The following is a 22,938-nucleotide window of genomic DNA, read 5'->3' as shown; positions in this document are numbered from 1 at the left end:
TGGCTTTTTCGCTCGGGTCCGTGGCTCAGTTCGACAGGGTCACGCTGCCGGTCGCGGCGCCATCGGTCGGCTCGACGGCCTGGGTCGGGGCATCCTCGGAAGCGAGCATCCGGCCGATCTCGTCGGTCGGCGCGCCGTTCTCCTCGAGCATCTCGTAGGCGATTCGGGCGGTTTCGCGCGCCCTGACCCCGATGGTCTGCATCGCGGCCTTGCCGACCTCGCAGACACCGGGCTTGCGCTCGCAGATGCCGGACACGTCGTCGACGGCCTCGCGGGCGGCGAAGAAAGCCTGGATGGGGCTCACGCCGGCGCCGTTCGTGCCGGCCGGATCGAGCGGCAGCGCCAGCAGCACCAGCGAGAACCAGAACGCCATTTTGATCAGGAAGCCCATTGGTCCGCCCTCTTGCCTCTCGCCCGCGAAAACGCCGCAAGAGGTCTCATCGCCGGCAACCTTGCCACAGACAGCCGAAGGACGGCTTGCATGGCAGAATAACATTCGAGGCAAATTCGATTCAGAGTTTATCGATTCTGCTTTGTGTCGAACCGTCTGGAAATGCGCAGCCCGCTCGTAACCATTCATTGACCAAGCAAAGCCTTGATTTTTAACCACCAGGCCGGCCGACACGGCATATTGCGGCGTCGCGGTGCGGCCGCACACGGTCAATGCTCCGTTTACCATAGGAAGAATCGCTGGCGGTTTGCGGGGCGCCAGTCCCTATATTCGCCGCGCCGCGGGCGTCAAAGCCTTGACCTTTATTCATTCCTTAAAGGCTCGATGCGACTTTCGATGTCAAACAAGGCGACCCGCGAAGCGGGCATTGTACGGGTGCGTTGAGTGCGTCTTTCCGGGACCAGAACAGGTGAGCTGCTTGACGCCGTCGCTGCGCGCTGCGAACGCCTGGTCCGCGGCTCGGTGCGCGATCCGGCCGAGCGCCTTCGCCAGCGGCGCTTCATCGGCGTCATGCTCGTCGCCCCCTTCCTGACCGCCGCGCCCGCAGCCATCCTCTTCCCGCCGCTCATCGGCATTCAGGCGACGCTCGCCGCGGTCGGCGCGATCTTCGGCGCGGCCTTCCTGATCGCCGCCGCGGTCGCGGTCTCCGGCAGGACGCATGTCGCGGCAACGGCTGCGCTTGCGCTCGGCATCGTCGCCCTGGCCGCGATCGCCGCCGCCGCCGGCGGCATCGCTTCGCCGGCGGCGCTGGCGCTGGCCGCGCTGCCCTTCGAAGCGTGGTGGACAAGGCGCACGCCGCAGGCAGCGCTGGTGGGCGTAGGCTCGGCGCTGGCCGCCCTGCCGCTGCAGGCGCTGTTCGCATCGGATTTCGCGGCAGGCGCCGTGGCCGGGGGCGCGCACTGGCTGATCCCGCTCGGCTATCTCGCCTTCGTCGTTCCGCGCTTCGTCGCGTGGCTGGACGAGAAGGACGATGCCACAGCGGCCCGCCCGCTGGAGGACATCATCGACGCCGTCGCGCTTCGCCTCGACGGCGCGGGGGAGGTTGTCGACGCCTCGCCGCAGGCTCGCCGAATCCTCGGCGTGGCGCCCGAACTGCTGCTGTCGGGCGGCCTGTTCGAGCGGGTGCATGTCGCCGACCGCGTCGCCTATCTGTGCGCGCTGGCCGACCTGCGCGAGAACGAAGGCTACAGGCGCGTCGAGGCGAGAGTGAGGGTTCCGGACCCGGACGGCGCCATCGCCGCCGACTACCGTCCCTTCGTCATCGAAATGATGCGGCCCGCAATCGATGTCGCGGGCGTCACGGCGCTGCTGCGCGCCAATGACGAGACGGCTGCCCTGCGCGCCGCACTCGCGGCTTCGGCCGACGGCGTGGAGAGTTCGGAACTGGCCAACAGCCGCATGCTCGCCGCCGTCAGCCACGAGCTGCGCACGCCGCTGAACTCCATCATCGGCTTTTCCGACATGCTGCTGCACGGCATGCTCGGCGGCTTCGCCGACCCGAGGCAGAAGGAATATGTCGGCCTGGTGCACGAGTCGGGATGCCACCTGCTTGCCGTGGTGAACTCGATCCTCGACGTGTCGAAGATCGAATCCGGCGCCTATACGGCCGACCTTGAGCCCTTCCGGTTCGGCGACGCCGTCGAGATGTGCCGTTCGATGCTGCAGCAGCAGGCGAAGGACAAGGAACTCGGTCTGCGGGTCGACATCCCGCCGGAGATCGGCGAGGTCCACGCCGACAAGCGGGCGGTGAAGCAGATGCTGATCAACCTGGTGTCGAACGCCATCAAGTTCACGCCGGCCGGCGGCACGGTGGCGATCGGCGGCAAGCGCATCGGCTCGCGCCTGCATTTCTGGGTGTCGGACACGGGCATCGGCATGTCGGCGGACGACCTCGCCAGGATCGGCAAGCCGTTCACGCAGGTGCAGAACGACTATACGCGACGGTTCGAGGGCGCCGGTCTCGGCCTGTCGCTGGTCAAGGGGCTGGTGGCGCTCCACCACGGCACGATGACGATCGAGAGCGAGCCCGGCCATGGCACGACGGTGACGATCAGCCTGCCGGTCGACGCGCCACCGAGGGAGAGCGCCGTAAAAACGGCCGAAATCGTAGCGATGAAGGCGGGCAAAGAGGACTTCCATGGCACGTTCCGCAAGACAGCTTGACGAGCACGAGCCCTGGGCCTGGTCGCTCGCCGACGGCGCGAGCGCCTTGCTCGGGCTGATCGCACGCAACCCGACGCTGGTCGGCGGCACGACCGCCTTCCTGGTCGCGCTGAGCTTCGTCTCGGCCAATGCGCTGTGGTACCAGCCGCATGCCCATTCGGGCGCCTTCTTCGCCACCCGCGAGTTTCTCAGGCCCGGCGCGCCGGCATTGCCCGACGAGACGACGATCCTGATCGAGCGGCCGCAACAGCCGCGGCAGGTCGTGGGCGACCCGACGGTCAAGGAGGTGCAGGAGACGCTGAGGGAGCTGAACTTCTACGGCGGCGAGGTCGACGGGCTGTTCGGCCCGAACACGCGCGTGGCGATCGCGGCCTACCAGTCCAAGATGGGCCTGAGGGTTACGGGAACCGTGGACGACAGCCTGCTCGACCAGCTCGGCACGGGTTCGGTGAAGAAGCCCGCCGTGCTGCCGTCGCCGGCGCCGCGCGAGGAGGCAGCCCAGCCGGCAGTGGCGCGGCCCGCCGCGATTGAAGCGGGCGAAGATGCGTCCGCCAAGCCGGCGGCCCTGGTGCGCGACGAGCGCATCGCCAAGGTGCAGGCGGGCCTCAAGGAATTCGGCAATGACGCGATCAACGTCGACGGCCTGATGGGAGCAAGGACCGCCGCCGCGATCAGGGAATTCCAGTCGCTTTTCGGGCTGGAGGTGACGGGCGAAGCCGACCGGGCCGTCTATGCCAAGATGAAGGAAATCGGGCTGATCAAGTAGGCGGTCTTCGGCTGCTATGGCTTTCCGGGCGGCGCTCCACTAGAGCAGGCCGATGCGGGTCACCACGGATTTCTGGGTTTCGGCGCTGGTCAGGCGCGTCTTTTCCGGCGGCGGCTTCGCGGCGATCGTCAAGCGCGGCGCGACCGAGGCCGGCGCCGTGTTCGTGATCGTGCGCGACAGGCTGGGCGGCGCGCAGCTTTTCGGACCGGCGCCGCAGACGAGCTACGATACGGCCAAACCCGACGAACGGTATTTCACCCGCTACGCGCTGGAAGACGAAGCCGCTTTTGACGCGCGGCTGGAGAAGGAAAAGCGCTTCGATCCCGACATATGGGTGGTCGAGATCGAGCCGGGGCAGGGGGCGGTCGAGGAGTTTATCTCGGTGGCCGAGTCCTGAGATCTACCCTGCCACACGAATCTCGGCGGACAGATCGGAATCGGCGTGCGGCGGAAGACCGGGCGCTTCCGGTTCCGATCCCGTCTTCCAGCGGGCAATGCGCAAGGTTGCTTCCTCGCGGCTGATCGCGGCGTAGCGCGACAGGAAGAGGCGGATCGCCTGCAGGTCGCCAAATTGCGAAGGATAGATGGCCGCCGTGACGAGGAAAGCCTTCTCGTCGCCGACGTCGAGCATGCGCAGCGCGTCGAGAAGCCAGGCGCAGGAGGACTGGCCGGCACTGTCCCGGATCGCGGCAAACTCCACGTCGAGCGCGTCGGCAAGCGCCGTCTGGAAAAACGGCGCATGGCCGCTGAGCGCCGTCTCGCGCAGTCGCTCGTAGACGGTGCGGGCGGTTGCCGAAAAGTTTGCCGAGGCCGGCCGCATCATGGCGCGCAGCCGCTGCCGGACATCCTCGACGGCCGTGCCGGGCGCGGGGTCTTCGAGCACCGGTCCGGCGTCGGCGGGTTCCTGCGACGGCATGGCCGGTTGCGGGACCGGCGCCGCGTCGCGGGGCCGGAGCGGTACGACCTTGTTTTCAAGCGCGGCGACCAGCCTGGCAATGGCCGGGTTTAGGCCGGGCCGCCGGCCGATGGCGCGGGCGTGGCCGTGACCATGGCGGCCGATGAGCGCTATGAGGTCGACGTCGGTAAGCACCGGCGAGCGGATGAGAAGTGGGGCGGCGATGTCGACGCTTTCATCGCAAAGGCGCTTGATGAGCGCCACGGGCGGGCAGGGGCATTCGGAGAGCGCGGCCGCGACGTAGCGCTTCGATTCCACGGAAACGAGGTCGAACAGCGGCAGGGCGAGATCATCAACCTGGGCGATCTCTCGACGCGACGGACGCGTCAGCGAGCAGAAGGCGGAAACCGCCGCGCGGAAAAGCCGTTCGGCCTTCTGCGCCTCGTTCTTGATGGTGATCTGCCGGAAGTCTGAAGAGGACACTCTGTACGCCTGACGCAACACCAATCGACACACGACCGACCGGGCAGGGAGGCAGAACGATCTGCCGATCTGCCGATCCGCCGATCCGCCTCAAATTAGCCGCGATCCGTTAAAGTCCTGTTAACCGTCTGCTGGCCTTATGAAGACGGAGGCGTTGCGTGGTTGCTCCGGGTCAAGCCGAGGGAAATCGCAGTCATGGGCAGCGTACTGGCATTTGCGCCGCGCGATGCGGCCACCAACCGAAAACCGCTCGCCGCGGGCGACACGGCGTCGATCGTGATCTTTCCGGGCATACGCTACGAGCGGCAGGGCGAGGAGGCGGGCGAGACCGCCGCCGACCGCGAAAACACCGAGCGCAACTGGCCGCGGCCGAGGCACTAGTTTCGCCTATTCCTTGGTGCAGGCGATCCTGGCGAGGAACTCGGACGTCGTCTCTTCCCAGGTCGGGTCCGGCACGAAGCTGCGCACCACGACGATGCCTTCGCCGATCGGCGCCTCGACGAAGATCGAGCGCTGGAAATCCTCGGGCACCTGCTTGCGCACCTCGATCATCTGGGCCGTCGTCAGGACGACGAAATCGAGCGCACCGTTTTCGGTGGCGCGGTCGTTGAACGAATAGACGTTCTGGCCGGCCCGGTTGTAAATCGACACCGACCAGAACGGCACGGCGCCGGGCGCGCGGACATGGACCGGACCCTCGTCGAGATCGAAGCGGCACGCCGCGGCGTGGAAGAGCGGATCGACGGCCTTCACGACCGGCGGGCTGCCATCGCCGGCGTCGATGCGCACGGCCTTGTAGAAATCGCCCGCCTCGGCGAGGCTCGACCAGGCGTCGCGCTCGGAGAATCGCGGCAGCAGGAGCAGCACCGCGATATGCACGATGCCGGCGCCGACGAGGCTGATCAGAACAAGGTAAAACAGCCTAAGCATTGCAGCCGGCCTTGACGATCGAGGGGAGCACGATGTCGGAGGCGCCGGTGGCCGCGGCGATCGGCGTGTCGAAGAATGTCAGCACCAGTGTCATCGGTCCGGCGCCCGACAGCGCCAGCCAGTTGCCGGGGGCGGGACGCGCGCCTGCCGTGATCGATACCGAATTGTCGGCGAGGCGGATGAGCTGGTTGGAATGCAGCGCGGCGGAACGAAGCTCGCCGGCGCGGATGACGGCGCCGGCGGAGTCCGCAGCGTAGAGCGTCCAGAATCGCGCCGCCGGCACCGGGCCTTCGATGCGGTAGATGCAATCGCGCAGCAACGCCTCGCCGGCGGAATCGCGCTGCGCCGAGAAGGAGAGGCCCTCGGCGCGGCCGAGCGCCAGCAACCCCTCGCGGGCGACGCGAGCCTTGGAATAGGGGTCGGCGTCGGGCGTGCCGATGGAGGGGAAGGCTGTCCACTCGCCGATAGTCACCGCGCCCACGCTCTCATTGGCCTTCAGCGTGTACCAGACGCTGGCGCCGCCGCCGACGATTGAGGCGGCGAGCACGACGAAGGTGACGAGGGCGGTTTTCAGCATGTGGTCGCCGGGGGGTCGCCGATTGGAACTGCGCCGCCCCGGATAGCCCGCGGCGAGCATAGATGGCAAGGGAGGCGAACCGAAGCGCGGAACCGACAATCCTGGCGGGTGGACCGAACGGATCAGAGCGCCGAAAGCGTCTCCGGTTCCGGCGGCCCGTCGATGACAGGAGAGTTGTGGAAGATGTCGGCGATGGCGCGCAACGCCCTGGTGGTCGCCCCCGTGAGCACCGGCCGGCGTTCGATATTGCTGATCTCGGCTTCCTGCTTCTGCTGCTTTGCCTCCGCCTTGGCGACGACCTGCGCGTCGACGAACGGGTTTTCGATGCCGGGGATCGGCTTCAGGTCGACGTTCTCGTGGGCGTAGGTCATAAGCCGGTTCCACACCATGGCCGGCAGGGAGCCGCCGGTCATGCGGCGCGTGACGGAGAAGTCGTCGTTGCCGAGCCACACGGCGGCGAGATAATTGCCGGTGTAGCCGATGAACCAGGCATCGCGGTAGGACTGCGTCGTGCCGGTCTTGCCCGCCGAACGGATGGTGGGGAGCGCGGCGCGGCGCGCCGTGCCGCGTTCCGGCACTTGGACCATCATCGAGTTCATGTAGCCGACCGCAAGCGGCGAGAGCACCCGCCGCGGCTTCGGCGCGTCCTTCTCCCAGTCGTAGAGCACCTTGCCGGAACGCGAGAGGACCTGGGTGAGGCCGTGGCGCAATCCCGCATAGCCGTTGTTCTGGAACACGCTGTAGCCGGTCGCCTGATCCATCACCGTCATGCCCGATATCCCGAGCACCATGGTCTTGTGCGAACTCACCGTCGATTCCACGCCCATCGCCTCGGCCATCGCCTTGATCGGCGGGATATCCAGGTGGTCCTTGGCGAGCCTGACCGGCACGGTGTTGAAGGACTTCACCAGCGCCTCGGTCAGGGTGACGCCGCCCGCGTAGCTGCGGCCGTAGTTCTTCGGCGCCCACTTGCCCCAGACGATAGGCCCGTCGGAGATGATGGAGTCGGGCGTGAAGCCATGCTCCATAGCGGTGGCGTAGACATAGGGCTTGAAGGAAGAGCCGGTCTGGCGCAGCGCCTTGGTCGCGCGGTTGAACTGCGATTGGCCGTAGTCGCGGCCGCCGACCATGGCCCGCACGGCGCCGCCGGCCTCCATGACTACCACCGCGCCCTCGGTGACGCCGTATTCCTTGCCGTGCTGGCGCAGATTGTACTCGACCGATTCCTCGGTCGCGTGCTGCAGGTTCATGTCGATGGTGGTGCGCGCGACCATCGAGCGCACGCCGGACTTGGCGGTCAGCCGCTTCACTTCCTCGAAAGCCCAGTCGAGGAAATGGTCCGGGGTCTTGCGGTCGCCGCGATCGACGATGTCGGCTGGACGCAGCCGCGCCTGCAGCACCTGGCCGTCGGTCATGAAGCCGCCCTGCACGAGGTTGGTAAGCACGACGTTGGCACGGGCGCGCGCGGCGGGAAGGTTGACGTGCGGGGCGTATTTCGCCGGCGCCTTGAACAGGCCGGCCAGCATGGCGGCCTCGGCGAGGTTCAGATCCTTGACCGACTTGCCGAAATAGAAGTCGGCCGCCGCCGTGATGCCGAAGGTGCCGCCGCCCATATAGGCGCGGTCGAGATAGAGCTGCAGGATCTCCTTCTTGGAGAGGTTTACCTCCAGCCAGACGGCCAGGAAGGCTTCCTTGACCTTGCGCTCGATGGTGCGCTCGTTGGAGAGAAAGAGATTCTTGGCAAGTTGCTGGGTCAGCGTCGAGCCGCCCTGGACCACCGAATTTGCGCGCACGTTTTCCGACATGGCGCGGAAGAGGCCGAGGAAGTCGATGCCGTAATGCTCGAAAAAGCGGCGGTCCTCGGTAGCGAGCACGGCCTTGATGACGTGGTCGGGCATTTCATCGACCGGGATCGATTCCCGCATGATGATGCCCCGCTGGCCGATCTCGTTGCCCTGGCGGTCGAGGAAGGTGACGGCGAAGTCATCCTGCGCGCGCCAGTTGCCTTCGGTCTCCTCGAAGGCGGGCATGGCGAGCGCCAGCATGACGACGCAGCCGGCCGCGCCCATGGTGAAACCTTCGCCCATGAGCTCGAAGCCGACGCGCTTCCAGCCGGTGAAACGGAAGCGGCGGAAGAAGATGGTAAGCGATTCCCAGAACTCGCTGGCAATGAAGCCCGCCTCGTAGAGCGTCGAATCGATCCACGCGTCGATCGCCATCAGCCGAGTGGCTTTAGGGCTTTTCGATCTACGCGGTGGCACTGGGCGATTCATATGAGACGGCATCCGGCACGGGCTTGCGGTCGATTCTGAAGAGCGACGGAGGCTAATTCAGGGCACCCAAGCAAGTCCCCCATCAGTGCCGTCTTGTCACTGATTTTTGACGCTACGACAAGGGGGATGGCGGCCTATCCCGCCGCGCTATGCGGAATCCGCATAGCTATGGCAAAAGGGATACGGTTGGCCCGACTTGCTGCTTCCATCACCAGCGAATGACCAGGCGACCGGCGGCCGCGCCGGCGGCCGCAAGAATGGCGATCGCCATCGGATACCAGGTGGCCACGAAAAGCGGCGAATCGTCGGTGCAGTGCGCGGCATAGAACGTCGCCGCCAAACCGCCGGCGGCCAGACCCGCCACCGCGCCGGCGAGCGCGGGCGATGTCGGCGCACCGTGGCGCAGCGCCAGCAGGAACGCGGCGGCGGGGCCGACGCCGATCAGCGGGATGAAGGTCAGGCAAAGCAGGGCATTGTTGCCGAGCAGGCGCGGCCCCAACTGGTCGGAAGGTAGGGCCGCCACCTCGATCAGGACCGAAGCCGCGAGCAGGCAGGGCGCGACGAGCAATGCGGCGAGGCGCGCGGGCGACATCCCCCCGGGCCGTGCGAGCGCGGCGAGCGCCCAGAGGCTGGCCGCCAGGAGGGCGATGGTGACCACGAACTTGTAGAGAAAACGCCAGGTTTCGGCCGCGGCGGCGATGTCGGGGCGCGGGCCGACGACGGAGAAAAAGACGATCGCCGCGCCGGCAAGGGCGGCGGCGAGCGCGACCGCCCACGCCCGGCCCATGGGGGCGGCGCGCGGCGCGTCGAGCGCCAATGTCCTGATGAGCCGTTCCGTTTCCATCATCCTTGTCCGAAATTCCTGGCGATCCTGGCGAGGCCGCGGTGCAGGGCCACGCGCACGGCGACCTCCGTCATGTTCAGCGCCCTGGCCGCATCGCCGATCTCAAGCCCATCCACGGATATCGCCGAAACCACCTCCCGTTCGCGCGGCGGCAGCGAAGCAAGCGCGCGGCCGATCTCCCGTTCGCTGGCGCTTTCCTCGGGCTCCGGCGCCGGCGCATCGAAACCGTCCTCCATGACGATTTCGATGCTGCGCCCGGCCTTGCGGAAGGCGTCTATGAGCTTGAAGCGAGCGATCGCGAACAACCAAGGACCCACCGGCGCATCGGTGCGCCAGGTGTGGCGTTTCAAATGGACCGCAAGCAGCGTTTCCTGCACGACATCCTCCGGATCGATCCCGCCATGCGTAATGCGTCTCTGGGCGAAGCGGCGCACCAGCCCGGCTGCACGGCGGAGGAATTCGGCATAAGCATGCTCGTCGCCCCGGAGGGCGGCGTTCAGGAGCCCGGCAAGATCGGTCTCTCCTTTGCCCTCCAACCGCACACCCTCGCTATTCGCGCCCGAACCGCGCTTGTTACATCGGCGCGGAATATCCTCCACCAACCGACAAAAGTCGATCACGAAGCGGTGATCGCGTAACGCCGGACTCCGCCGGGACGAAAGACCCGATGCCGCCGCGCATTCGCCGGCGCGTTTCATCGATGGAGGTATTCACCATGAACCACAACACGATCGCCCTCGCACTCGCCGGCTCGCTCGCCGCGGCCCTGACGACCGCCGCCTACGCCGCGCCGGTGTCGGCGGAATACATGAACGGCAAGGAGAAGTGCTACGGCATTTCGCTGGCCGGACAGAACGATTGCGCCGCCGGCGCGGGCACGACCTGCGCGGGCACCTCGACGAAGGACTATCAGGCCAATGCCTGGAAGGCCGTGCCGGCCGGCACCTGCACGACGATGAACGTCGACGGCCACATGGGCATGCTCGAGGCGATGTGAAGCGACGACCGTTTCGGGGGGCCGCCACGGCGGCCTCCCGTTTCGCACCGGAAGGAGGCCATCATGCAGGCGTTGGACAAAGGCACTGGGCTGCCGGCCCGGGCGGGGCTCGGCCTGAAGCCCGAGCACTACCAGGCGATCCTCGACGGCGAACCGGACATAGGCTTCTTCGAGGTGCATGCCGAGAACTACATGGGCGCGGGCGGCCCGCCGCATCGCTGGCTGGAGGCGATAAGGGAGCGCTATCCGCTCTCGCTGCACGGGGTCGCGCTGTCGATCGGGGCCGCAAGGCCGCTCGACAAGGCGCATCTGGCGCGGCTGAAGGCGCTGGTCGAACGCTACCGGCCGCAGAGCTTTTCCGAACACCTCGCCTGGTCGACGCATGACGAGGGGTTTTTGAACGACCTCCTGCCGCTGCCCTATACGGACGAGACGCTGGCGCGCGTGAGTGCCCATGTCGACGAGACGCAACAGGCGCTCGGACGCCGGATGCTGCTCGAAAACCCGTCGACCTATGTGCTGTTTGCGGAGAGCACGATCGACGAGATCGACTTTCTGGCGGCGGTGGCGGACAGGACCGGCTGCGGACTGCTGCTCGACGTGAACAATGTGATGGTGTCGGCGGTGAACCACCGGCTCGACCCTTACGCCTATATCGACCGCTTCCCCGTCGACAAGGTCGGCGAGGTGCATCTCGCGGGCTATGACGAAACGGCGGATGGGGCCGGGGATCGGCTGCTGATCGACGCGCATGCGACAGAGGTGAGGAACGACGTTTTCGCGCTCTACGAATATCTGCTGAGGCGGACCGGGCCGCTGCCGACGCTGGTGGAATGGGACAATGACGTGCCCGGTTTCGACACGCTGCATGGAGAGGCGCGAAGGGTCGACGCGGCGCTGGATGCGCAGGCCGCACGACGCGACGCACGGGCAGCCTGACGATGGGATTCGAGGCCAGCCAGGACGCCTTCGCGCAAGCGCTGCTCGACACCGGGGCCGGCGTGCCGGATGGCGTCACCTCTGCGCGGGGCGAGCCCGATGCGCTGCGCTTCGCGGTCTATCGCAACAACGTGTTCGTCGGCCTAACCAAGGCGCTGGAAAAGCGCTTTCCGGTGACCGCGCGGCTGGTCGGGGAAGAATTCTTCGCCGGCATGGCGCGCGCCTATGCCGACGCGCACAAGCCGCGATCGCCGCTGCTGTTTCTTTACGGTGACGGCTTTGCCGATTTCATCGCCGCATTTCCGCCGGCTGGCGGCGTGCCCTACCTGGCCGACGTCGCCCGCGTCGAGGCCGCCTGGACGCGGGCCTATCACGCCGCCGACGCCGACGCCATGACGGCCGCCGGCCTCGCAACGATCGCGCCGGAGGCGCTGGGCCGGACGCGGCTGGCGCGGCATCCGTCGGCCGAACTGGTGATGTCGGCGCATCCGGCCGGCTCGATCTGGGCCGCCCACCAGGGCGATCATGTGGAGCCGGTGCGTCACTGGTGCGCCGAGGCAGTGCTGGTCGTGCGGCCGGGGATGGATGTGTCGGTGCATGTGGTGCCGGCGCGCGACGCGGCCTTCGCCGGGGCGCTGCTGGCAGGCGAAACGCTGGCCGATGCGGCGCAAAGGGCAATCGAGGCCGATTCCGATTCCGGTTTCGACTTCGGAGCCGCACTGGTCGGCCTCGTGTCGCTCGGCGCGTTCAGCGCGACCCACAACGGGGCGACGGACAACGGAGAAATCAAATGATAAGCGAAACGACATCGGCCGAAACGGCTCCGGCGGCGCGGAGCGGCTGGACGTCGCTGCCGGCGCGGGTCGAGGGCTGGATGGCGGCTATCCCGCGCTCGCTGCCTCTCTTGGCGCTGCGGCTTGCGCTGGCGGTGCCGTTCTACAAGTCGGGCCTGACCAAATGGGACGGCTTTCTGCAGCTCTCGGGCGGCGCGGAGTTCCTGTTCGGCGCCGAATTCAAGCTGCACATTTTCGGCAGCCAGTATCCCTATCCGTTCCCGATGGCCGCGGCCTACGGCGCGGGCATCGCCGAGATCGTGCTGCCGATCCTGCTGGTGGCCGGCCTGTTCACGCGCTTCGCGGCATTCGGCCTGCTGGTCATGACCGCCGTAATTCAGATCACAGTGCCGGAGGGCTGGGCGAATTTTCATCTGCCCTGGGCGGCGATGGCGCTGACGCTGGTCGTGTTCGGGGGCGGCAAGATCGCGCTCGACGCTTTCAGGGAGCGCCGGCGCTAGATCGGCTCATCGTTTCCAGTCATGATCAGTGGAGCGCGCCGTTGCGCCGGAAGGCGAGCGGCGCGACGCCGAAACGCTCGCGGAAGGCGGCGTTGAAGGTGGAGAGATCGCCGAAACCGGTGTCGTAGGCGATGGCCGACACGGCGTCGGGCGTGGCGAGCAGCCGCAGCGCCGCCCGGCGCAGGCGCGTGTTCAGCAGGAACTGATAGGGCGTGAGGCCGACGGCGCGGCGGAAGATGCGCAGGAAATGGAACTTGCTGGTCGCGGCGATCGAGGCGAGCCGGTCGAGGTCGAGCGGCTCGGCGGAATGCGCCTCGATGTGGCCGAGCACGCGGCTGACGCGCCTGAGATCCTGCGCGGAGGCGTGCTGTACCGCGGTGGTTTCGCCTGACAGCGTGCGGACGGCGGCGGCGAAAAAACGCACGGCCCGTTCTTCCATGTCGAGCGGATCGCGCATGCCGCCCAGCGCTTCGAGAAGCACCGTGTGGGGAAGCGCGCCGCGCCGCGCGGGCAGCATGGCGGCGGGGAAGCGGAAGCGCGACGAGCCGGCCGCACTTGCCGCGATCTCGCCGAAATAGTCGGGCGTGAACTGCACGGAAACGCAGCGGTCGCCGGTCGAGTGTTCATGGCCGCAGCGATAGCAGGCGCCGTGATTGCCGAAGAGCAGGGCGCCGGGATGGAGCAGGGCGCGGCCGGCATCCGAGGCGTAGGTGAAGCTGCCGGAGACGACCGCGGCGATCGAAACGCCGCCATGGCGCTCCTCGAAGGGGCGGTCTTGCGGACCCGCGTGGCAGACGATCTCGTAGAGCGACCAGCCCGCGCCACCGGCCAGGCGGCGGGAGGAGAGTGCGGCGTTTGCGACGGTCTCGCGGGCGATCTGGCTCATGGGCCGAACATAGCAATTTTCCCCAAGCGCCGGAAACCGCCCGCAGGCATGCTCCTGACACAACGGCGGCAGTTGAGGCCGGCCGAAAACCATGGAGAACACGATGATCAACCATGTGTCGATCGGGGTGCGCGACGTCGCGCGCTCGAAGATATTCTACGACGCGGCGCTGAAGCCGCTGGGCTACCGTTTGCTGAGCGACGGCGAGACGTCGCTGGGTTACGGCGACGGGTCGGTGGTGCTGTGGGTGCAGAAGGCCGAGCGGCCGGTGCCTTCGGACATGGCGTCGGGCCTGCATTTCTGCTTCGACGCGCCATCGAGAAAATCCGTCGCCGATTTCCACAAGGCCGCGATGGGCGCCGGCGGCAAGGACAATGGCGAGGCGGGGCTGCGTGCCGACTACGGCGACGATTATTACGCGGCCTTCGTGGTCGATCCGGACGGCTACCGGCTGGAAGCCTATTGCGGCGCGGCCAAGTGATCTGGGCGGAGCGACGATGACCCCGACCGACGCCTATCTCGCCTCGCCGAAAGCGATCGACGATCTCAGGGCGATCAACGCCCGCTTCATCGAGAACTTCATCAACAACGATGTGGCGGCGCATGACGCGCTGCTGCATCAAAGCTTCATCGCGATCCGCAGCGACGGCATGCGGGTCGGCCGCGCGGACTATCTGAAGGCGTGGGCGAGGGGGTTCGACCCCGGCTTCATCGTCTACTGGGACACGCGCGACGAACTGATATCCGTGGTCGGCAACGTCGCGCTGGTGCGCGCCACCAACAAGCATGTGCTGCGCCATCCCTGCCACGACGAGACGGGCATGACGACCTATACCGACACCTATGTCTATGAGCGCGGCGCGTGGAAATGCATCCAGGCGCAGATCACGCCCGTTGCCATCGGCAAGGAGCCGGGGGATGAGACGGTGATCAGCGTGTGGGTGGAGGGGGTGAGGGTGCCGGAGCTTACGCGATGACGCCCGGACGGGACCGGACAGTTCATGGAGCCGAGGCGCGACCTTGCCGGACACTTACCCGGCCCCGAAACAATTGACAGGACATTGCCGGGTGGCTATCGAGCGCGCCATGACAACAGCATTCCTCATCGCCGGGATCTATTACGCGCCGCTCTCATAGCGGCGGGGCATTGTCATTTGTTCAACCGCTGCATGGCCAGCGGTTGAATTTCCGGCCTCTGGCCTTGCGGCCGCAAGAGAGGTCGGTCCATGCCAGAGGGCGGCAGATTCACATCCGGCACGACAGTCGGCATCATAGGCTTCGGCGCGTTCGGGCAACTGATAGCGCGTCATGTCCGACCCCATGTCCGCGTGCTTGCCTGCGATCCCGCGCCGGGGCTGGGGCCGGTGGCCGCGCAGCTCGGCGTCGAACTGGCCGGGCTGGAGGCGGTCGCGCGCTGTGCGGTCGTGGTGCTTGCCGTGCCGGTCGGGAGCATGGAGGACATCGTCGCCGCCGTCGCGCCGCACTTACGGCCCGGAACCCTGGTGCTCGATGTGGGATCGGTGAAGGTGGCGCCGGCCGCGATCATGCAGCGCGGGCTGCCCGACCATGCCGAGATCGTGGCGACGCACCCGCTGTTTGGCCCGCAGAGCGCGCAAGGCGGCATCAAGGGCCTCAAGATCGCGCTCTGCCCGATACGGGGCCGGCGCTGGTTGCGGCTTGCCGCGTTCCTGCGCAGGCGGCTTGGCCTCGACGTCATTGTCACCACGCCCGAGGACCACGATCGCGAAGCGGCCACGGTGCAGGGGCTGACGCATCTGATCGCCAAGGTGCTGGTGCAGATGGAACCGCTGCCGACCCGCATGACCACCAGGAGCTTCGACCTGCTGACCGCCGCCGTCGGCATGGTGCGCCACGATGCGCCCGAGGTTTTCGAGGCCATCGAGCGCGCGAACCCCTATGCGGCGGACGTACGCCGGCGATTTTTCCAGCTTGCTTCGGCGCTGGAAGCCGAGCTGGGGGAGGGGCAGGCATAGGGGAGCAAGGTGCGCGGCGGCTCGTTCCGGCCAAATGCAGGTCAGCCCGACGGTGAGGCGATCGTCCGATCGTATACAGACGATTCCCATTCTATCGATTCCTGGACCGCTGCGACCACCGCATCGATGTCCGCACTGGCCGTGGCGACTTGCTCGTCACCACGCTCTGAATTGTTCAGGGTAGCGCGATAGAAATACCCGCAATGGGCAGATATCTGGAAAAAATGGTGATGATACTTTTTTGTCGGGTTGATCATTTCGACAAGGGCCATGGGAGCGCCGTATCGGAACAGGATGTTTGCGAGACCCGCGCCATGAGGCCCCACGATGATGCTTGAACGCGCAAAACGGGCAATCTGGTCCGCCAAGGAGATCGTTCCGGGATCGAGCACCGAAAAGCCAAGTTCCCGCAATCGCGCGACCAGATCTTCTTCGTTGACGATCTGCCGGCTTGTACCCGGCGTGCCGCTGCGCGAGACGTAGAGCCGATCACGAGCTCGCGAGTCGGCAATGCCTCCGAGCCGCTTCGCCGGGAAACTCAGTTGCCGCTCGGTATAGGCATCGGGCCTGACGACATAGAGCTCGCGGGCCGCGATGACTTCTTTCTTTCCCTGCACGACGACTGGCCGAGAGCCGAAGAGTCCAAGCCCGACTGCCTCGGAAAAGAATTTCCTTTTGGAAAGTCCTTCCGTGACGATTAGCGGAACAGTATCTGCAACTCCTGCCCGGTCGAGTAATTCCAGTTTAGGAACGAAGTCGAACAGAAAATGGTAGTAGGATTGCTCATATAGAGATTTGAGAACAACTGCCTTTTCAAGCTTCCGAACGCGCCGGGTGAAGATGGAAATGGGCCTGGTTGGGGGAATGCCCGAGTGTAGACCATCGGTCGAACCAAAGATCGGCCTGAGGCCGGAATAGATGAGCCCGGTCGTGTATTCCAGCCGGAGATCGCCGCGAAAGATGCGCACCCAGCCATTCGGGCGCGTACTTATGGGCCGTATGGGGCGATCGTCGAAAGGCGGGATAGAGTACTCAGGGACAACTGGGTGAGCGTCGGCCTCCGCTCCGATGATAGGGTCGGAAAGGTCGATTGCCGACGGGAGAATGCGAAGCGTTCGCAAAAATCGTAGGGCGCGGCGGGAGAGCTTCAAGCAAGATGTCCGTCATCAGGGTTTGAGACGCAACGCGGCCTGACAAGCGGGGCTCGTTTCATCTGGGTGGCCTGGCTACAGGATTAGTCCCTTGCAGGTTCTTTGTCACGTATACCGCCGCCACCCGGCGTGATGTGCTGGTCAAGAACGTGTCACGCGATACGACCCTACACCGACTCGTCGCGCCTCTACACGCGCACTGGCGAGGAATATGCGACGCACCGCACGACCAACCACGCGGCTGGCGAATATGCCCGCCGCGAGGGCGATGTTGTGGTTCACTCAAACACGATTGAGAACGTGTTCTCGGTATTCAAGCGCGGCATGGTCGGCGTTTATCAGCATTGTGGCGAGGCTCACCTGCACCGCTACCTTGCCGAGTTCGATTTCCGCTACAATCGCCGCGCAAAGCTTGGCTGGACCGATGGTCAGCGCGCCGAAGCGGCGATCAAGGGCGGCGTTGGCAAGCGGCTAACTTATCAACAAACTTACTAGAGCGGTCACGCCTAAGCAGAAGACCCGCAAGTTCCTTCGCCTGCGCGTTCGTAAGAAGCACACCGCAAAATAGATCGTCGCGCTCCACAAGCAGGCCAAGCTGCGATTCGCTTGCCGCTGAGGAAACCTGTATCCTGCCGTTGATCGTTTCAATGATCGGGAGGGGCTGATCCATGGGTGTCCTTGAAGACTTCAATAAGATGCTAGACCGCATTCCGATATGGAAGCGGCTGGGCGAAGTGCCTGCCGAAGTTGATGGATTGATGAAAAGAGTCGCCGACCTAGAGGCGAAGCTAAACAACAAGTGGCCCGGCGACGTGTGTCGCATGTGCGGGGCGAGAGCCGCCCGCCTTACCGATACGCGCGGACCAACCAGCCAAGGCATCGTTCATGAAAACTGGACGTGTGGCGAGTGCGGCGAAACCGACTATCGCCACGTCAAGGTTCGCTAGCGTGACTTCTTTGCCAGCGTTCCCCTTTTTTGATTCACCGGGTTTTGCTTAGGCTTCGGTGGCGTCGAGAGGGCGCGGCGAACAGCAGCGTCTCGCAACGCGACTATGTCAGCATCACTGCGCTTGTCATCGGAGGGCTTCGTCTGTGTCACACGATCCTCCATGGCCTCACTATCTGCCTGACGTAAAGGACCAGATGCACGCCTTGGGCGTGATTGCCGCTACATTTAATCGCGCTGAACACCACTTGCTAGGGTTGTTCCTGGCTTACCTCGGGTTCAATGACACGATGACCTTCCTCTTTGCGAGGCTTCGCGACAACTCATTCCGCATTGATCTCCTTCGCCGCACCGTCGCCGAAAAGGGCGAAAGCGACGAGATAATCTCGGGTGTCAACCATTTCTGTGATGCATTCGATCGTGCGGCTCAGAATCGAAACATCCTCATGCACTCGGGCATTTCGCTAGTCGTTGAGGACGGGGCAAACATCGCGGTTGTTTTCACAAAGGGCGCTAAGCAGGACGCTACTAACTGGAACCGCTACTTGCTCGACGTTACGAAACTGCGAAAAATCGCCGACGAGGTGCACAGCGTGTCCCGATTCGGTCGCCGCCTTTTCGTTCACATCACTTCAAACTATCCGCGACCCGATTTGTACGGCGCGGCCAATCCGCCCGAGCCAACTCCATTTCCCGATAGACCTCCGTTACCAGTGTTGCTGAACCCACAAAACGTTCCAACTGCCATAGCTTCGCTTCACCGGCAGCCCGCATCTTGGGAGTTATAGCAACCTCGTCTCTCGTTTCGGTCATAGGAACTTTTCCTAAGTTCCTTGATCATAGTGCCGGCCTGTCTCGTTTGGGGTATGTGGCCGATTCTGCTATGTCACGTCTGCTATGTCACGCGGAAATAGGAAAATATGCCTAATTATATACTTGACAAAGTACGGGCCGGATCGTAATTTCGCGGCATAGGGGAATTGCCATGAAACTCGACAGCCCAATCTTCACCGACCCGGATGCAGCCCGCGAGCACCTTGAGGCTCAGCGCTGGCCGCATGGCCCGATCTGCCCGCATTGCGGCAACATCGATCCGGCGCGCATTACCGCCATGCATGGCAAGGCTCACCGTCCGGGCCTCTATAACTGCATGGAATGCCGCGAACAGTTCACAGTGACTGTCGGGACCGTATTCGAGCGTTCCAAGATCGCCTTGAACAAGTGGCTGCTGGCGACGTTCCTTCTCGCTTCCAGCAAGAAGGGCATGTCAGCGCACCAGCTGCACCGCATGTTGGGCGTCACCTACAAAACTGCATGGTTTATGGCGCACCGCATTCGCGAAGCGATGAAAGAGGACGTTGTGTCGTCAGGCCCGCTTGGTGGCGAAGGCAAAACTGTCGAAGCCGACGAAACCTACATCGGCAAGCGCGAGACGCCGCGCAAATCACCAAACCGCCACGGGTTGCCTTACACAAAGGGTGGCAAGTCTGGCGGCGCACAGAAGCGCATTGTCGTCGGTCTGGTCGAGCGCGGCGGGAAAGCCCGCATGTTCCATCTAAACGACGCCACGGCCTCAACCGTGCGCGATGTGCTGGTCAAGAACGTGTCGCGCGATACGACGCTCTATACCGACTCGTCGCGCCTCTACACGCGCACTGGCGAGGAATATGCCGCGCACCGCACTACCAATCACGCGATTGGCGAGTATGCCCGTCGCGAGGGCGATGTGGTTGTCCACTCCAATACAATTGAAGGCGTGTTCTCGGTGTTCAAGCGCGGCATGGTCGGCGTCTATCAGCACTGTGGCGAAGCTCACTTGCATCGCTACCTTGCCGAGTTCGATTTCCGCTACAATCGCCGCGCTGCGCTCAAGGTGACTGACACCGAGCGCCACGACCAGTTGCTCGCCATGATCGAAGGCAAGCGTCTTACCTATCGGCGGATTGGTGAAGCCGATTACGCCTAAGCAGAAGGCGAGGAAGCTTCTTTCGATTCGGAAGAAGACTCGATAAGCCCCCAAGGATCATCTACCGTTGCAGCACGGTACACCACCGCTCGTCCTTGGGGGGACACAGCTATGAGCAACTCGCCAGCATTCCTAGATAGTCCCCATGCACCCGACGTGTATGCCGACTCCGCATCGGGGACTTTTGTCGCTAATGGCAACATCAAGATCACCTTCGAATCTTGGCGGGTGGATCACGCCACAAATCCCGGACCCATAAACCGAGTGGTCATAGGGCGCTTGGTCATGCCCCTACAACAAGCCGAGTTCATGGCGAAAGGTTTGTTGGACCTGATTGAGCGACAGAGGACACAGCCCTCCAAAGAGGAAGGCGCTACTTTGCAGTAGCCTTCTTCGTGGGCTTCGCCTTGGGCGGAACCTTTTCATGAGGCTTCGGCGGCGTCTTCAGCATCCGCTTTAGCGTATCGTTGAATTTCTTGTCATCGGATTTCGTGGTCATGGTGAAAGACTACCTAGACGAGGGTCGTAGCGTATATCGTGCAATCGGCCACATTGTCAGCACATGGGCAACGATTGAAACCGAGGTTTTTCGCCTATTCAAAATCCTGGTCCATGACGTGGACGGGGTTCCAGAGTTGTATTTCTTTATCCTCCGCAATTTTTCCGACCAACTGAAGCTCACGAATGAGTTGTTCGAAATTCGTTCGCGGTGCGTCGAAGAGCGACCCTACTGGAAAGTCCTCCACTCATACATTCTCTGGCTTTCTTCCCACCGCAACTTTGTAGCCCACACCCCTGTATATCTTGAGGTTAGGCAGACCGTCGAAATGGACGACTGGGTTTTCGCAATCCAGCAGGTTCCATTGGAAAGTCCCTATAAACCTCCGAAACCTCCAAAGGATTTGGCCGATCTCTCTGCCCTAAGCGATGCCTTGGATGCTCTGCACCAACACCTGTTCAGATTTAACAACCACCTAGACGGCACTTCTCCATCGCCAGATAAATTTCGCGCAGCATTGCACGATCCGACGCTGGAAAAATACAATCCCGGCCTGAATGGGCCAAAAAAACAGCAAGGCCCGTCTCAATCATCTTTGGCGTAATCTCGGTCTCAGTGCCGGCCTGTCGGCTCGAATCGGTATCTGATTTGGGTTGCTTTGTCATGTATATAATTAGGAAAATATGCCTTGACGCCGTGACGGTGGTTTGGTAGTGTTTTGCTATCGTCGGAAAAGTGTGGGTGGGAAGCGCGGCTGGGTCGCGGGTCTTGGGATCCCCTTCGCCGTACCCCTCATCCGTCTCGGCGCTGCGCGCCGAGCCACCGGCCGGGTCCCCGCTGCTAAAGCAGCGTCCCGGCGTTCGCTGGCCTTTCGTCATGCCACTGGCATGACGAATTCGCTGCGCGAACCGGCGGCTCACCCTCAAGGGGAGAAGGAAGAATCCCCTCATCGGAGAAACTGTCATGCATCCTCCCGTCAGCGCGGAGAAGAGGGAGGGTATGCGTGAGCTGCGCGACCTGTTGCCGCCGACCTTTCCCAGGATCGCCAAGATCGCCGGCGTCCACGTCACGACGGTACGCGAGATCGCGAGCCGCGAGAACTGGCCGAAGCTGCACGTTCCGCACGGCACCGTCATGCGGGTTCACAAGATAAAGGAACTGCTCGCCGAGGAAGCGGCGCACGAGAGGGAGGAGGCCCTGGAGGCGATGAGCGATCCGGCGGCCGACGTGCCGCCCGGTGACATCGGCGCGCTCGTGATGGACGAGATGCGGGCGACCCTGGCCGAGGCGCGCAGGACCGGGCGCATCGACAAGGCCCGCGCCGACGCGTTGTGGTCGATGATCCGGGTCGCCGAGCGCGCCGGAAAACTGCAGCCCGAAAAGGGCCAAGAACAAGAAACGAGAAGCGATGACGAACTCGCCGATATCCTCGCTCGCGTCGACGAGCGCATTGTCGAGTTGGCTCGAGACTACGCAGAACGGCTGGTCGCGGAGCGCCTTGACGGGGCGGGAGGGTGAGCGCGCGCTGGCCGCGTGGTTCGGCAAGGCGCATCCCAGACAATATCCGCTGCCTGAACCGCCTGTTTGCTGGCTGGTGACGGGCGGGCGCGGCTCGGGAAAGACGAGGCTCGGCGCCCAATGGGTGGACGGGCTGGTGCGCGGGCTGCCGCCCTTTTCGCGCCCCAGGCAGAAATACGGGCTGATCGCGCTGGTCGGCGAGACGCTCGGCGACGTGCGCGAGGTGATGATCGAGGGTCCCTCGGGGATCCTCGCGGTGTCGGGCAGGGACCGGCCGCGCTACGAGACGACGCGGCGCCGGCTGGTGTGGACGAGCGGCGCGGTGGCGCATGTATTTTCGTCGGAAGACCCCGAGAGCCTGCGCGGGCCGCAATTCGAGGCGGCCTGGTGCGACGAGCTCGGCAAATGGAAAAACGCGGAGGCGGTTTACGACATGCTGCAGTTCGGACTGCGCCTGGGCCCCAAACCCATGCAGATCATCACCACCACGCCGCGGCCGACGCGGCTGATGAAAAGGCTGCTCGCCGATCCCCAGGTGAAGCCGGACAGGCTTTCGACCGAGGCGAACAAGGGCAACCTTGCCGCCGGCTTCGTCGAGGCGCTGACCAAACGCTACGGCGGCTCGCCGCTCGGCCGCCAGGAGCTGGAAGGCGAGCTGATCGAGGACCGCGAGGACGCGCTGTGGTCGCGCGAGATGCTGGCCGATGCGATGGTCAGCGAGGCGGGCGAGATGCGGCGGATCGTCGTGGCGGTTGACCCGCCGGCGAGTTCGCGAAAGACCTCGGACGCCTGCGGCATCGTGGCGGCGGGGCTCGACGCCGACGGCAAGGCGGTGGTGCTGGCCGATGCGACGGTGAGGGCGGCCAAGCCGCAGGACTGGGCGGGCGCGGCGGTGGCGCTCTACCACCGGCTGGAGGCCGACGCGATCGTCGCCGAGGTGAACCAGGGCGGCGACATGGTGACGGCGGTGATCCGCACCGTGGATGCGACGGTGCCGGTGAAGGCTGTCAGGGCCAACCGGGGAAAGTGGCTGCGCGCCGAGCCTGTTGCCGCGCTCTACAGCCAGGGCCGGGTGAAACATGCCGGCCGCTTCGCCGAGCTGGAGGACGAGATGTGCGACTTCGGCCCCGACGGACTATCCGGCGGCCGCTCGCCCGACCGCGTCGACGCGCTGGTCTGGGCGGTCGGCGAGTTGATGCCGAGGGCGGGCGCGGTGCCGAGGATACGCGACTTCTGAGCTGGCGTGTCCGTCGTCTGAACATTTGGCGCTGATGGCTGCTTGATTTAGCGGAGTGTTGGCCTCGATTTTGGATTGATGTTAAGCGGCGAGCTTGCGGTGCTGCAAGCGTCGGAGCTGGATTGTCTT

The 22,938-nt window shown here is 64.7% G+C and carries 26 protein-coding genes and 1 pseudogene; 18 read left to right on the top strand and 9 right to left on the bottom strand.

What is annotated here, in order from left to right:
* Positions 1-25: 25 nt before the first annotated feature.
* A complete protein-coding gene (locus tag ABLE71_RS00135) occupies positions 26-391 on the bottom strand; it encodes a DUF5330 domain-containing protein (RefSeq protein WP_348781361.1) in 366 nt (121 codons plus the stop codon).
* Positions 392-835: 444 nt separating this feature from the next.
* On the opposite strand from ABLE71_RS00135, the gene ABLE71_RS00130 reads away from it, so the two are divergent.
* From ABLE71_RS00130 to ABLE71_RS00120, 3 genes are read left to right on the top strand one after another with little or no spacing between them, the layout of a single operon-like run.
* Entirely contained in the window at positions 836-2,614 is a 1,779-nt protein-coding gene (locus tag ABLE71_RS00130) for a PAS domain-containing sensor histidine kinase (RefSeq protein ID WP_348781360.1), read from the top strand.
* Positions 2,589-3,380: a peptidoglycan-binding domain-containing protein gene (locus ABLE71_RS00125; protein WP_348781359.1), complete on the top strand. Its 792-nt coding sequence runs from the start codon at positions 2,589-2,591 to the stop codon at positions 3,378-3,380. The genes ABLE71_RS00130 and ABLE71_RS00125 overlap by 26 nt, the downstream gene beginning before the upstream one ends.
* Positions 3,381-3,432: 52 nt before the next feature.
* Positions 3,433-3,777, top strand: a complete 345-nt coding sequence (locus tag ABLE71_RS00120) for a DUF1491 family protein (RefSeq protein ID WP_348781358.1) — start codon at positions 3,433-3,435, stop codon at positions 3,775-3,777.
* A 3-nt stretch (positions 3,778-3,780) separates the two neighbouring features.
* On the opposite strand, the gene ABLE71_RS00115 is transcribed toward ABLE71_RS00120, so the two are convergent.
* Positions 3,781-4,758: a DUF2336 domain-containing protein gene (locus ABLE71_RS00115; protein ID WP_348781357.1), complete on the bottom strand. Its 978-nt coding sequence runs from the start codon at positions 4,756-4,758 to the stop codon at positions 3,781-3,783.
* 195 nt (positions 4,759-4,953) lie between these two features.
* Here ABLE71_RS00115 and ABLE71_RS00110 point away from each other — a divergent pair, with 195 nt between their 5' ends.
* Positions 4,954-5,139 (top strand): hypothetical protein, encoded by a 186-nt coding sequence (locus ABLE71_RS00110; RefSeq protein ID WP_348781356.1) that lies wholly within the window; start codon positions 4,954-4,956, stop codon positions 5,137-5,139.
* A gap of 6 nt (positions 5,140-5,145) precedes the next feature.
* Here ABLE71_RS00110 and ABLE71_RS00105 read toward each other — a convergent pair whose 3' ends face one another.
* The 5 genes from ABLE71_RS00105 to ABLE71_RS00085 all read right to left on the bottom strand — a co-directional run bounded on the left by ABLE71_RS00105 (position 5,146) and on the right by ABLE71_RS00085 (position 9,918).
* Positions 5,146-5,688, bottom strand: coding sequence for a DUF1254 domain-containing protein (locus ABLE71_RS00105; RefSeq protein ID WP_348781355.1), 543 nt, complete (start codon positions 5,686-5,688; stop codon positions 5,146-5,148).
* Entirely contained in the window at positions 5,681-6,265 is a 585-nt protein-coding gene (locus ABLE71_RS00100; protein ID WP_348781354.1) for a DUF1214 domain-containing protein, read from the bottom strand. The genes ABLE71_RS00105 and ABLE71_RS00100 overlap by 8 nt, the downstream gene beginning before the upstream one ends.
* Before the next feature lie 122 nt (positions 6,266-6,387).
* Complete coding sequence (locus ABLE71_RS00095; protein WP_348781353.1) at positions 6,388-8,538, bottom strand: PBP1A family penicillin-binding protein; 2,151 nt, start codon at positions 8,536-8,538, stop codon at positions 6,388-6,390.
* 208 nt (positions 8,539-8,746) lie between these two features.
* Positions 8,747-9,382, bottom strand: coding sequence for an NrsF family protein (locus ABLE71_RS00090; RefSeq protein ID WP_348783609.1), 636 nt, complete (start codon positions 9,380-9,382; stop codon positions 8,747-8,749).
* The gene (locus ABLE71_RS00085; protein WP_348783608.1) at positions 9,382-9,918 is read right to left on the bottom strand and encodes a sigma-70 family RNA polymerase sigma factor; all 537 of its coding nucleotides are present in this window, start codon (positions 9,916-9,918) and stop codon (positions 9,382-9,384) included. The genes ABLE71_RS00090 and ABLE71_RS00085 overlap by 1 nt, the downstream gene beginning before the upstream one ends.
* Before the next feature lie 179 nt (positions 9,919-10,097).
* Between ABLE71_RS00085 and ABLE71_RS00080 the strand changes: the two genes are divergently transcribed.
* From ABLE71_RS00080 to ABLE71_RS00065, 4 genes are all read left to right on the top strand, one after another.
* Complete coding sequence (locus tag ABLE71_RS00080; RefSeq protein WP_348781352.1) at positions 10,098-10,379, top strand: DUF2282 domain-containing protein; 282 nt, start codon at positions 10,098-10,100, stop codon at positions 10,377-10,379.
* A gap of 63 nt (positions 10,380-10,442) precedes the next feature.
* Positions 10,443-11,318 carry a DUF692 domain-containing protein gene (locus ABLE71_RS00075; RefSeq protein WP_348781351.1) on the top strand — a complete coding sequence of 292 codons (876 nt, stop codon included), beginning with the start codon at positions 10,443-10,445 and terminating at the stop codon, positions 11,316-11,318.
* Between the two features lie 2 nt (positions 11,319-11,320).
* Positions 11,321-12,112 carry a DNA-binding domain-containing protein gene (locus ABLE71_RS00070; RefSeq protein WP_348781350.1) on the top strand — a complete coding sequence of 264 codons (792 nt, stop codon included), beginning with the start codon at positions 11,321-11,323 and terminating at the stop codon, positions 12,110-12,112.
* 80 nt (positions 12,113-12,192) lie between these two features.
* Positions 12,193-12,612, top strand: coding sequence for a DoxX family protein (locus ABLE71_RS00065; protein WP_348783607.1), 420 nt, complete (start codon positions 12,193-12,195; stop codon positions 12,610-12,612).
* Positions 12,613-12,637: 25 nt separating this feature from the next.
* On the opposite strand, the gene ABLE71_RS00060 is transcribed toward ABLE71_RS00065, so the two are convergent.
* Complete coding sequence (locus ABLE71_RS00060; protein ID WP_348781349.1) at positions 12,638-13,498, bottom strand: AraC family transcriptional regulator; 861 nt, start codon at positions 13,496-13,498, stop codon at positions 12,638-12,640.
* A gap of 103 nt (positions 13,499-13,601) precedes the next feature.
* On the opposite strand from ABLE71_RS00060, the gene ABLE71_RS00055 reads away from it, so the two are divergent.
* The 3 genes from ABLE71_RS00055 (at position 13,602) to ABLE71_RS00045 (ending at position 15,492) form a co-directional block, all read left to right on the top strand.
* A complete protein-coding gene (locus tag ABLE71_RS00055) occupies positions 13,602-13,979 on the top strand; it encodes a VOC family protein (RefSeq protein WP_348781348.1) in 378 nt (125 codons plus the stop codon).
* 16 nt (positions 13,980-13,995) lie between these two features.
* The gene (locus tag ABLE71_RS00050; RefSeq protein WP_348781347.1) at positions 13,996-14,475 is read left to right on the top strand and encodes a nuclear transport factor 2 family protein; all 480 of its coding nucleotides are present in this window, start codon (positions 13,996-13,998) and stop codon (positions 14,473-14,475) included.
* A gap of 249 nt (positions 14,476-14,724) precedes the next feature.
* Entirely contained in the window at positions 14,725-15,492 is a 768-nt protein-coding gene (locus ABLE71_RS00045) for a prephenate dehydrogenase (protein WP_348781346.1), read from the top strand.
* Positions 15,493-15,533: 41 nt separating this feature from the next.
* Here ABLE71_RS00045 and ABLE71_RS00040 read toward each other — a convergent pair whose 3' ends face one another.
* Complete coding sequence (locus tag ABLE71_RS00040) at positions 15,534-16,643, bottom strand: glycosyltransferase family 61 protein (RefSeq protein ID WP_348781345.1); 1,110 nt, start codon at positions 16,641-16,643, stop codon at positions 15,534-15,536.
* 122 nt (positions 16,644-16,765) lie between these two features.
* Here ABLE71_RS00040 and ABLE71_RS00035 point away from each other — a divergent pair.
* The 7 genes and pseudogenes from ABLE71_RS00035 to ABLE71_RS00005 form a co-directional block, all read left to right on the top strand.
* Positions 16,766-17,138, top strand: a pseudogene (locus ABLE71_RS00035) (transposase); the annotation flags it as partial.
* A gap of 173 nt (positions 17,139-17,311) precedes the next feature.
* Entirely contained in the window at positions 17,312-17,590 is a 279-nt protein-coding gene (locus ABLE71_RS00030) for a hypothetical protein (RefSeq protein ID WP_348781344.1), read from the top strand.
* 196 nt (positions 17,591-17,786) lie between these two features.
* Positions 17,787-18,377, top strand: coding sequence for a hypothetical protein (locus ABLE71_RS00025; RefSeq protein ID WP_348781343.1), 591 nt, complete (start codon positions 17,787-17,789; stop codon positions 18,375-18,377).
* 197 nt (positions 18,378-18,574) lie between these two features.
* Positions 18,575-19,555, top strand: coding sequence for an IS1595 family transposase (locus ABLE71_RS00020; RefSeq protein WP_348781342.1), 981 nt, complete (start codon positions 18,575-18,577; stop codon positions 19,553-19,555).
* Positions 19,556-20,052: 497 nt separating this feature from the next.
* On the top strand, positions 20,053-20,658 hold the full coding sequence (locus tag ABLE71_RS00015) for a hypothetical protein (protein ID WP_348781341.1): 606 nt from the start codon (positions 20,053-20,055) through the stop codon (positions 20,656-20,658).
* A gap of 359 nt (positions 20,659-21,017) precedes the next feature.
* A complete protein-coding gene (locus ABLE71_RS00010) occupies positions 21,018-21,572 on the top strand; it encodes a hypothetical protein (protein WP_348781340.1) in 555 nt (184 codons plus the stop codon).
* 49 nt (positions 21,573-21,621) lie between these two features.
* Positions 21,622-22,809 (top strand): terminase family protein, encoded by a 1,188-nt coding sequence (locus tag ABLE71_RS00005; RefSeq protein WP_348783606.1) that lies wholly within the window; start codon positions 21,622-21,624, stop codon positions 22,807-22,809.
* Positions 22,810-22,938: the final 129 nt, after the last annotated feature.

The sequence above is a fragment of the Mesorhizobium sp. KR9-304 genome (assembly GCF_040049215.1).
Taxonomy (GTDB): domain Bacteria; phylum Pseudomonadota; class Alphaproteobacteria; order Rhizobiales; family Rhizobiaceae; genus Mesorhizobium_K.
This window is presented reverse-complemented; position numbering and strand designations above follow the sequence as displayed.

What these genes read in the sequence shown, in the direction of transcription:
- ABLE71_RS00135 (WP_348781361.1), bottom strand. Translation starts at nt 391, where the DNA reads ATGGGCTTCCTGATCAAAATGGCGTTCTGGTTCTCGCTGGTGCTGCTG.
- ABLE71_RS00125 (WP_348781359.1), top strand. Translation starts at nt 2,589, where the DNA reads ATGGCACGTTCCGCAAGACAGCTTGACGAGCACGAGCCCTGGGCCTGG.
- ABLE71_RS00120 (WP_348781358.1), top strand. Translation starts at nt 3,433, where the DNA reads ATGCGGGTCACCACGGATTTCTGGGTTTCGGCGCTGGTCAGGCGCGTC.
- ABLE71_RS00110 (WP_348781356.1), top strand. Translation starts at nt 4,954, where the DNA reads ATGGGCAGCGTACTGGCATTTGCGCCGCGCGATGCGGCCACCAACCGA.
- ABLE71_RS00105 (WP_348781355.1), bottom strand. Translation starts at nt 5,688, where the DNA reads ATGCTTAGGCTGTTTTACCTTGTTCTGATCAGCCTCGTCGGCGCCGGC.
- ABLE71_RS00100 (WP_348781354.1), bottom strand. Translation starts at nt 6,265, where the DNA reads ATGCTGAAAACCGCCCTCGTCACCTTCGTCGTGCTCGCCGCCTCAATC.
- ABLE71_RS00095 (WP_348781353.1), bottom strand. Translation starts at nt 8,538, where the DNA reads ATGAATCGCCCAGTGCCACCGCGTAGATCGAAAAGCCCTAAAGCCACT.
- ABLE71_RS00090 (WP_348783609.1), bottom strand. Translation starts at nt 9,382, where the DNA reads ATGGAAACGGAACGGCTCATCAGGACATTGGCGCTCGACGCGCCGCGC.
- ABLE71_RS00080 (WP_348781352.1), top strand. Translation starts at nt 10,098, where the DNA reads ATGAACCACAACACGATCGCCCTCGCACTCGCCGGCTCGCTCGCCGCG.
- ABLE71_RS00075 (WP_348781351.1), top strand. Translation starts at nt 10,443, where the DNA reads ATGCAGGCGTTGGACAAAGGCACTGGGCTGCCGGCCCGGGCGGGGCTC.
- ABLE71_RS00070 (WP_348781350.1), top strand. Translation starts at nt 11,321, where the DNA reads ATGGGATTCGAGGCCAGCCAGGACGCCTTCGCGCAAGCGCTGCTCGAC.
- ABLE71_RS00065 (WP_348783607.1), top strand. Translation starts at nt 12,193, where the DNA reads ATGGCGGCTATCCCGCGCTCGCTGCCTCTCTTGGCGCTGCGGCTTGCG.
- ABLE71_RS00060 (WP_348781349.1), bottom strand. Translation starts at nt 13,498, where the DNA reads ATGAGCCAGATCGCCCGCGAGACCGTCGCAAACGCCGCACTCTCCTCC.
- ABLE71_RS00055 (WP_348781348.1), top strand. Translation starts at nt 13,602, where the DNA reads ATGATCAACCATGTGTCGATCGGGGTGCGCGACGTCGCGCGCTCGAAG.
- ABLE71_RS00050 (WP_348781347.1), top strand. Translation starts at nt 13,996, where the DNA reads ATGACCCCGACCGACGCCTATCTCGCCTCGCCGAAAGCGATCGACGAT.
- ABLE71_RS00045 (WP_348781346.1), top strand. Translation starts at nt 14,725, where the DNA reads ATGCCAGAGGGCGGCAGATTCACATCCGGCACGACAGTCGGCATCATA.
- ABLE71_RS00030 (WP_348781344.1), top strand. Translation starts at nt 17,312, where the DNA reads ATGGGTGTCCTTGAAGACTTCAATAAGATGCTAGACCGCATTCCGATA.
- ABLE71_RS00025 (WP_348781343.1), top strand. Translation starts at nt 17,787, where the DNA reads ATGCACGCCTTGGGCGTGATTGCCGCTACATTTAATCGCGCTGAACAC.
- ABLE71_RS00020 (WP_348781342.1), top strand. Translation starts at nt 18,575, where the DNA reads ATGAAACTCGACAGCCCAATCTTCACCGACCCGGATGCAGCCCGCGAG.
- ABLE71_RS00015 (WP_348781341.1), top strand. Translation starts at nt 20,053, where the DNA reads ATGGTGAAAGACTACCTAGACGAGGGTCGTAGCGTATATCGTGCAATC.
- ABLE71_RS00010 (WP_348781340.1), top strand. Translation starts at nt 21,018, where the DNA reads ATGCATCCTCCCGTCAGCGCGGAGAAGAGGGAGGGTATGCGTGAGCTG.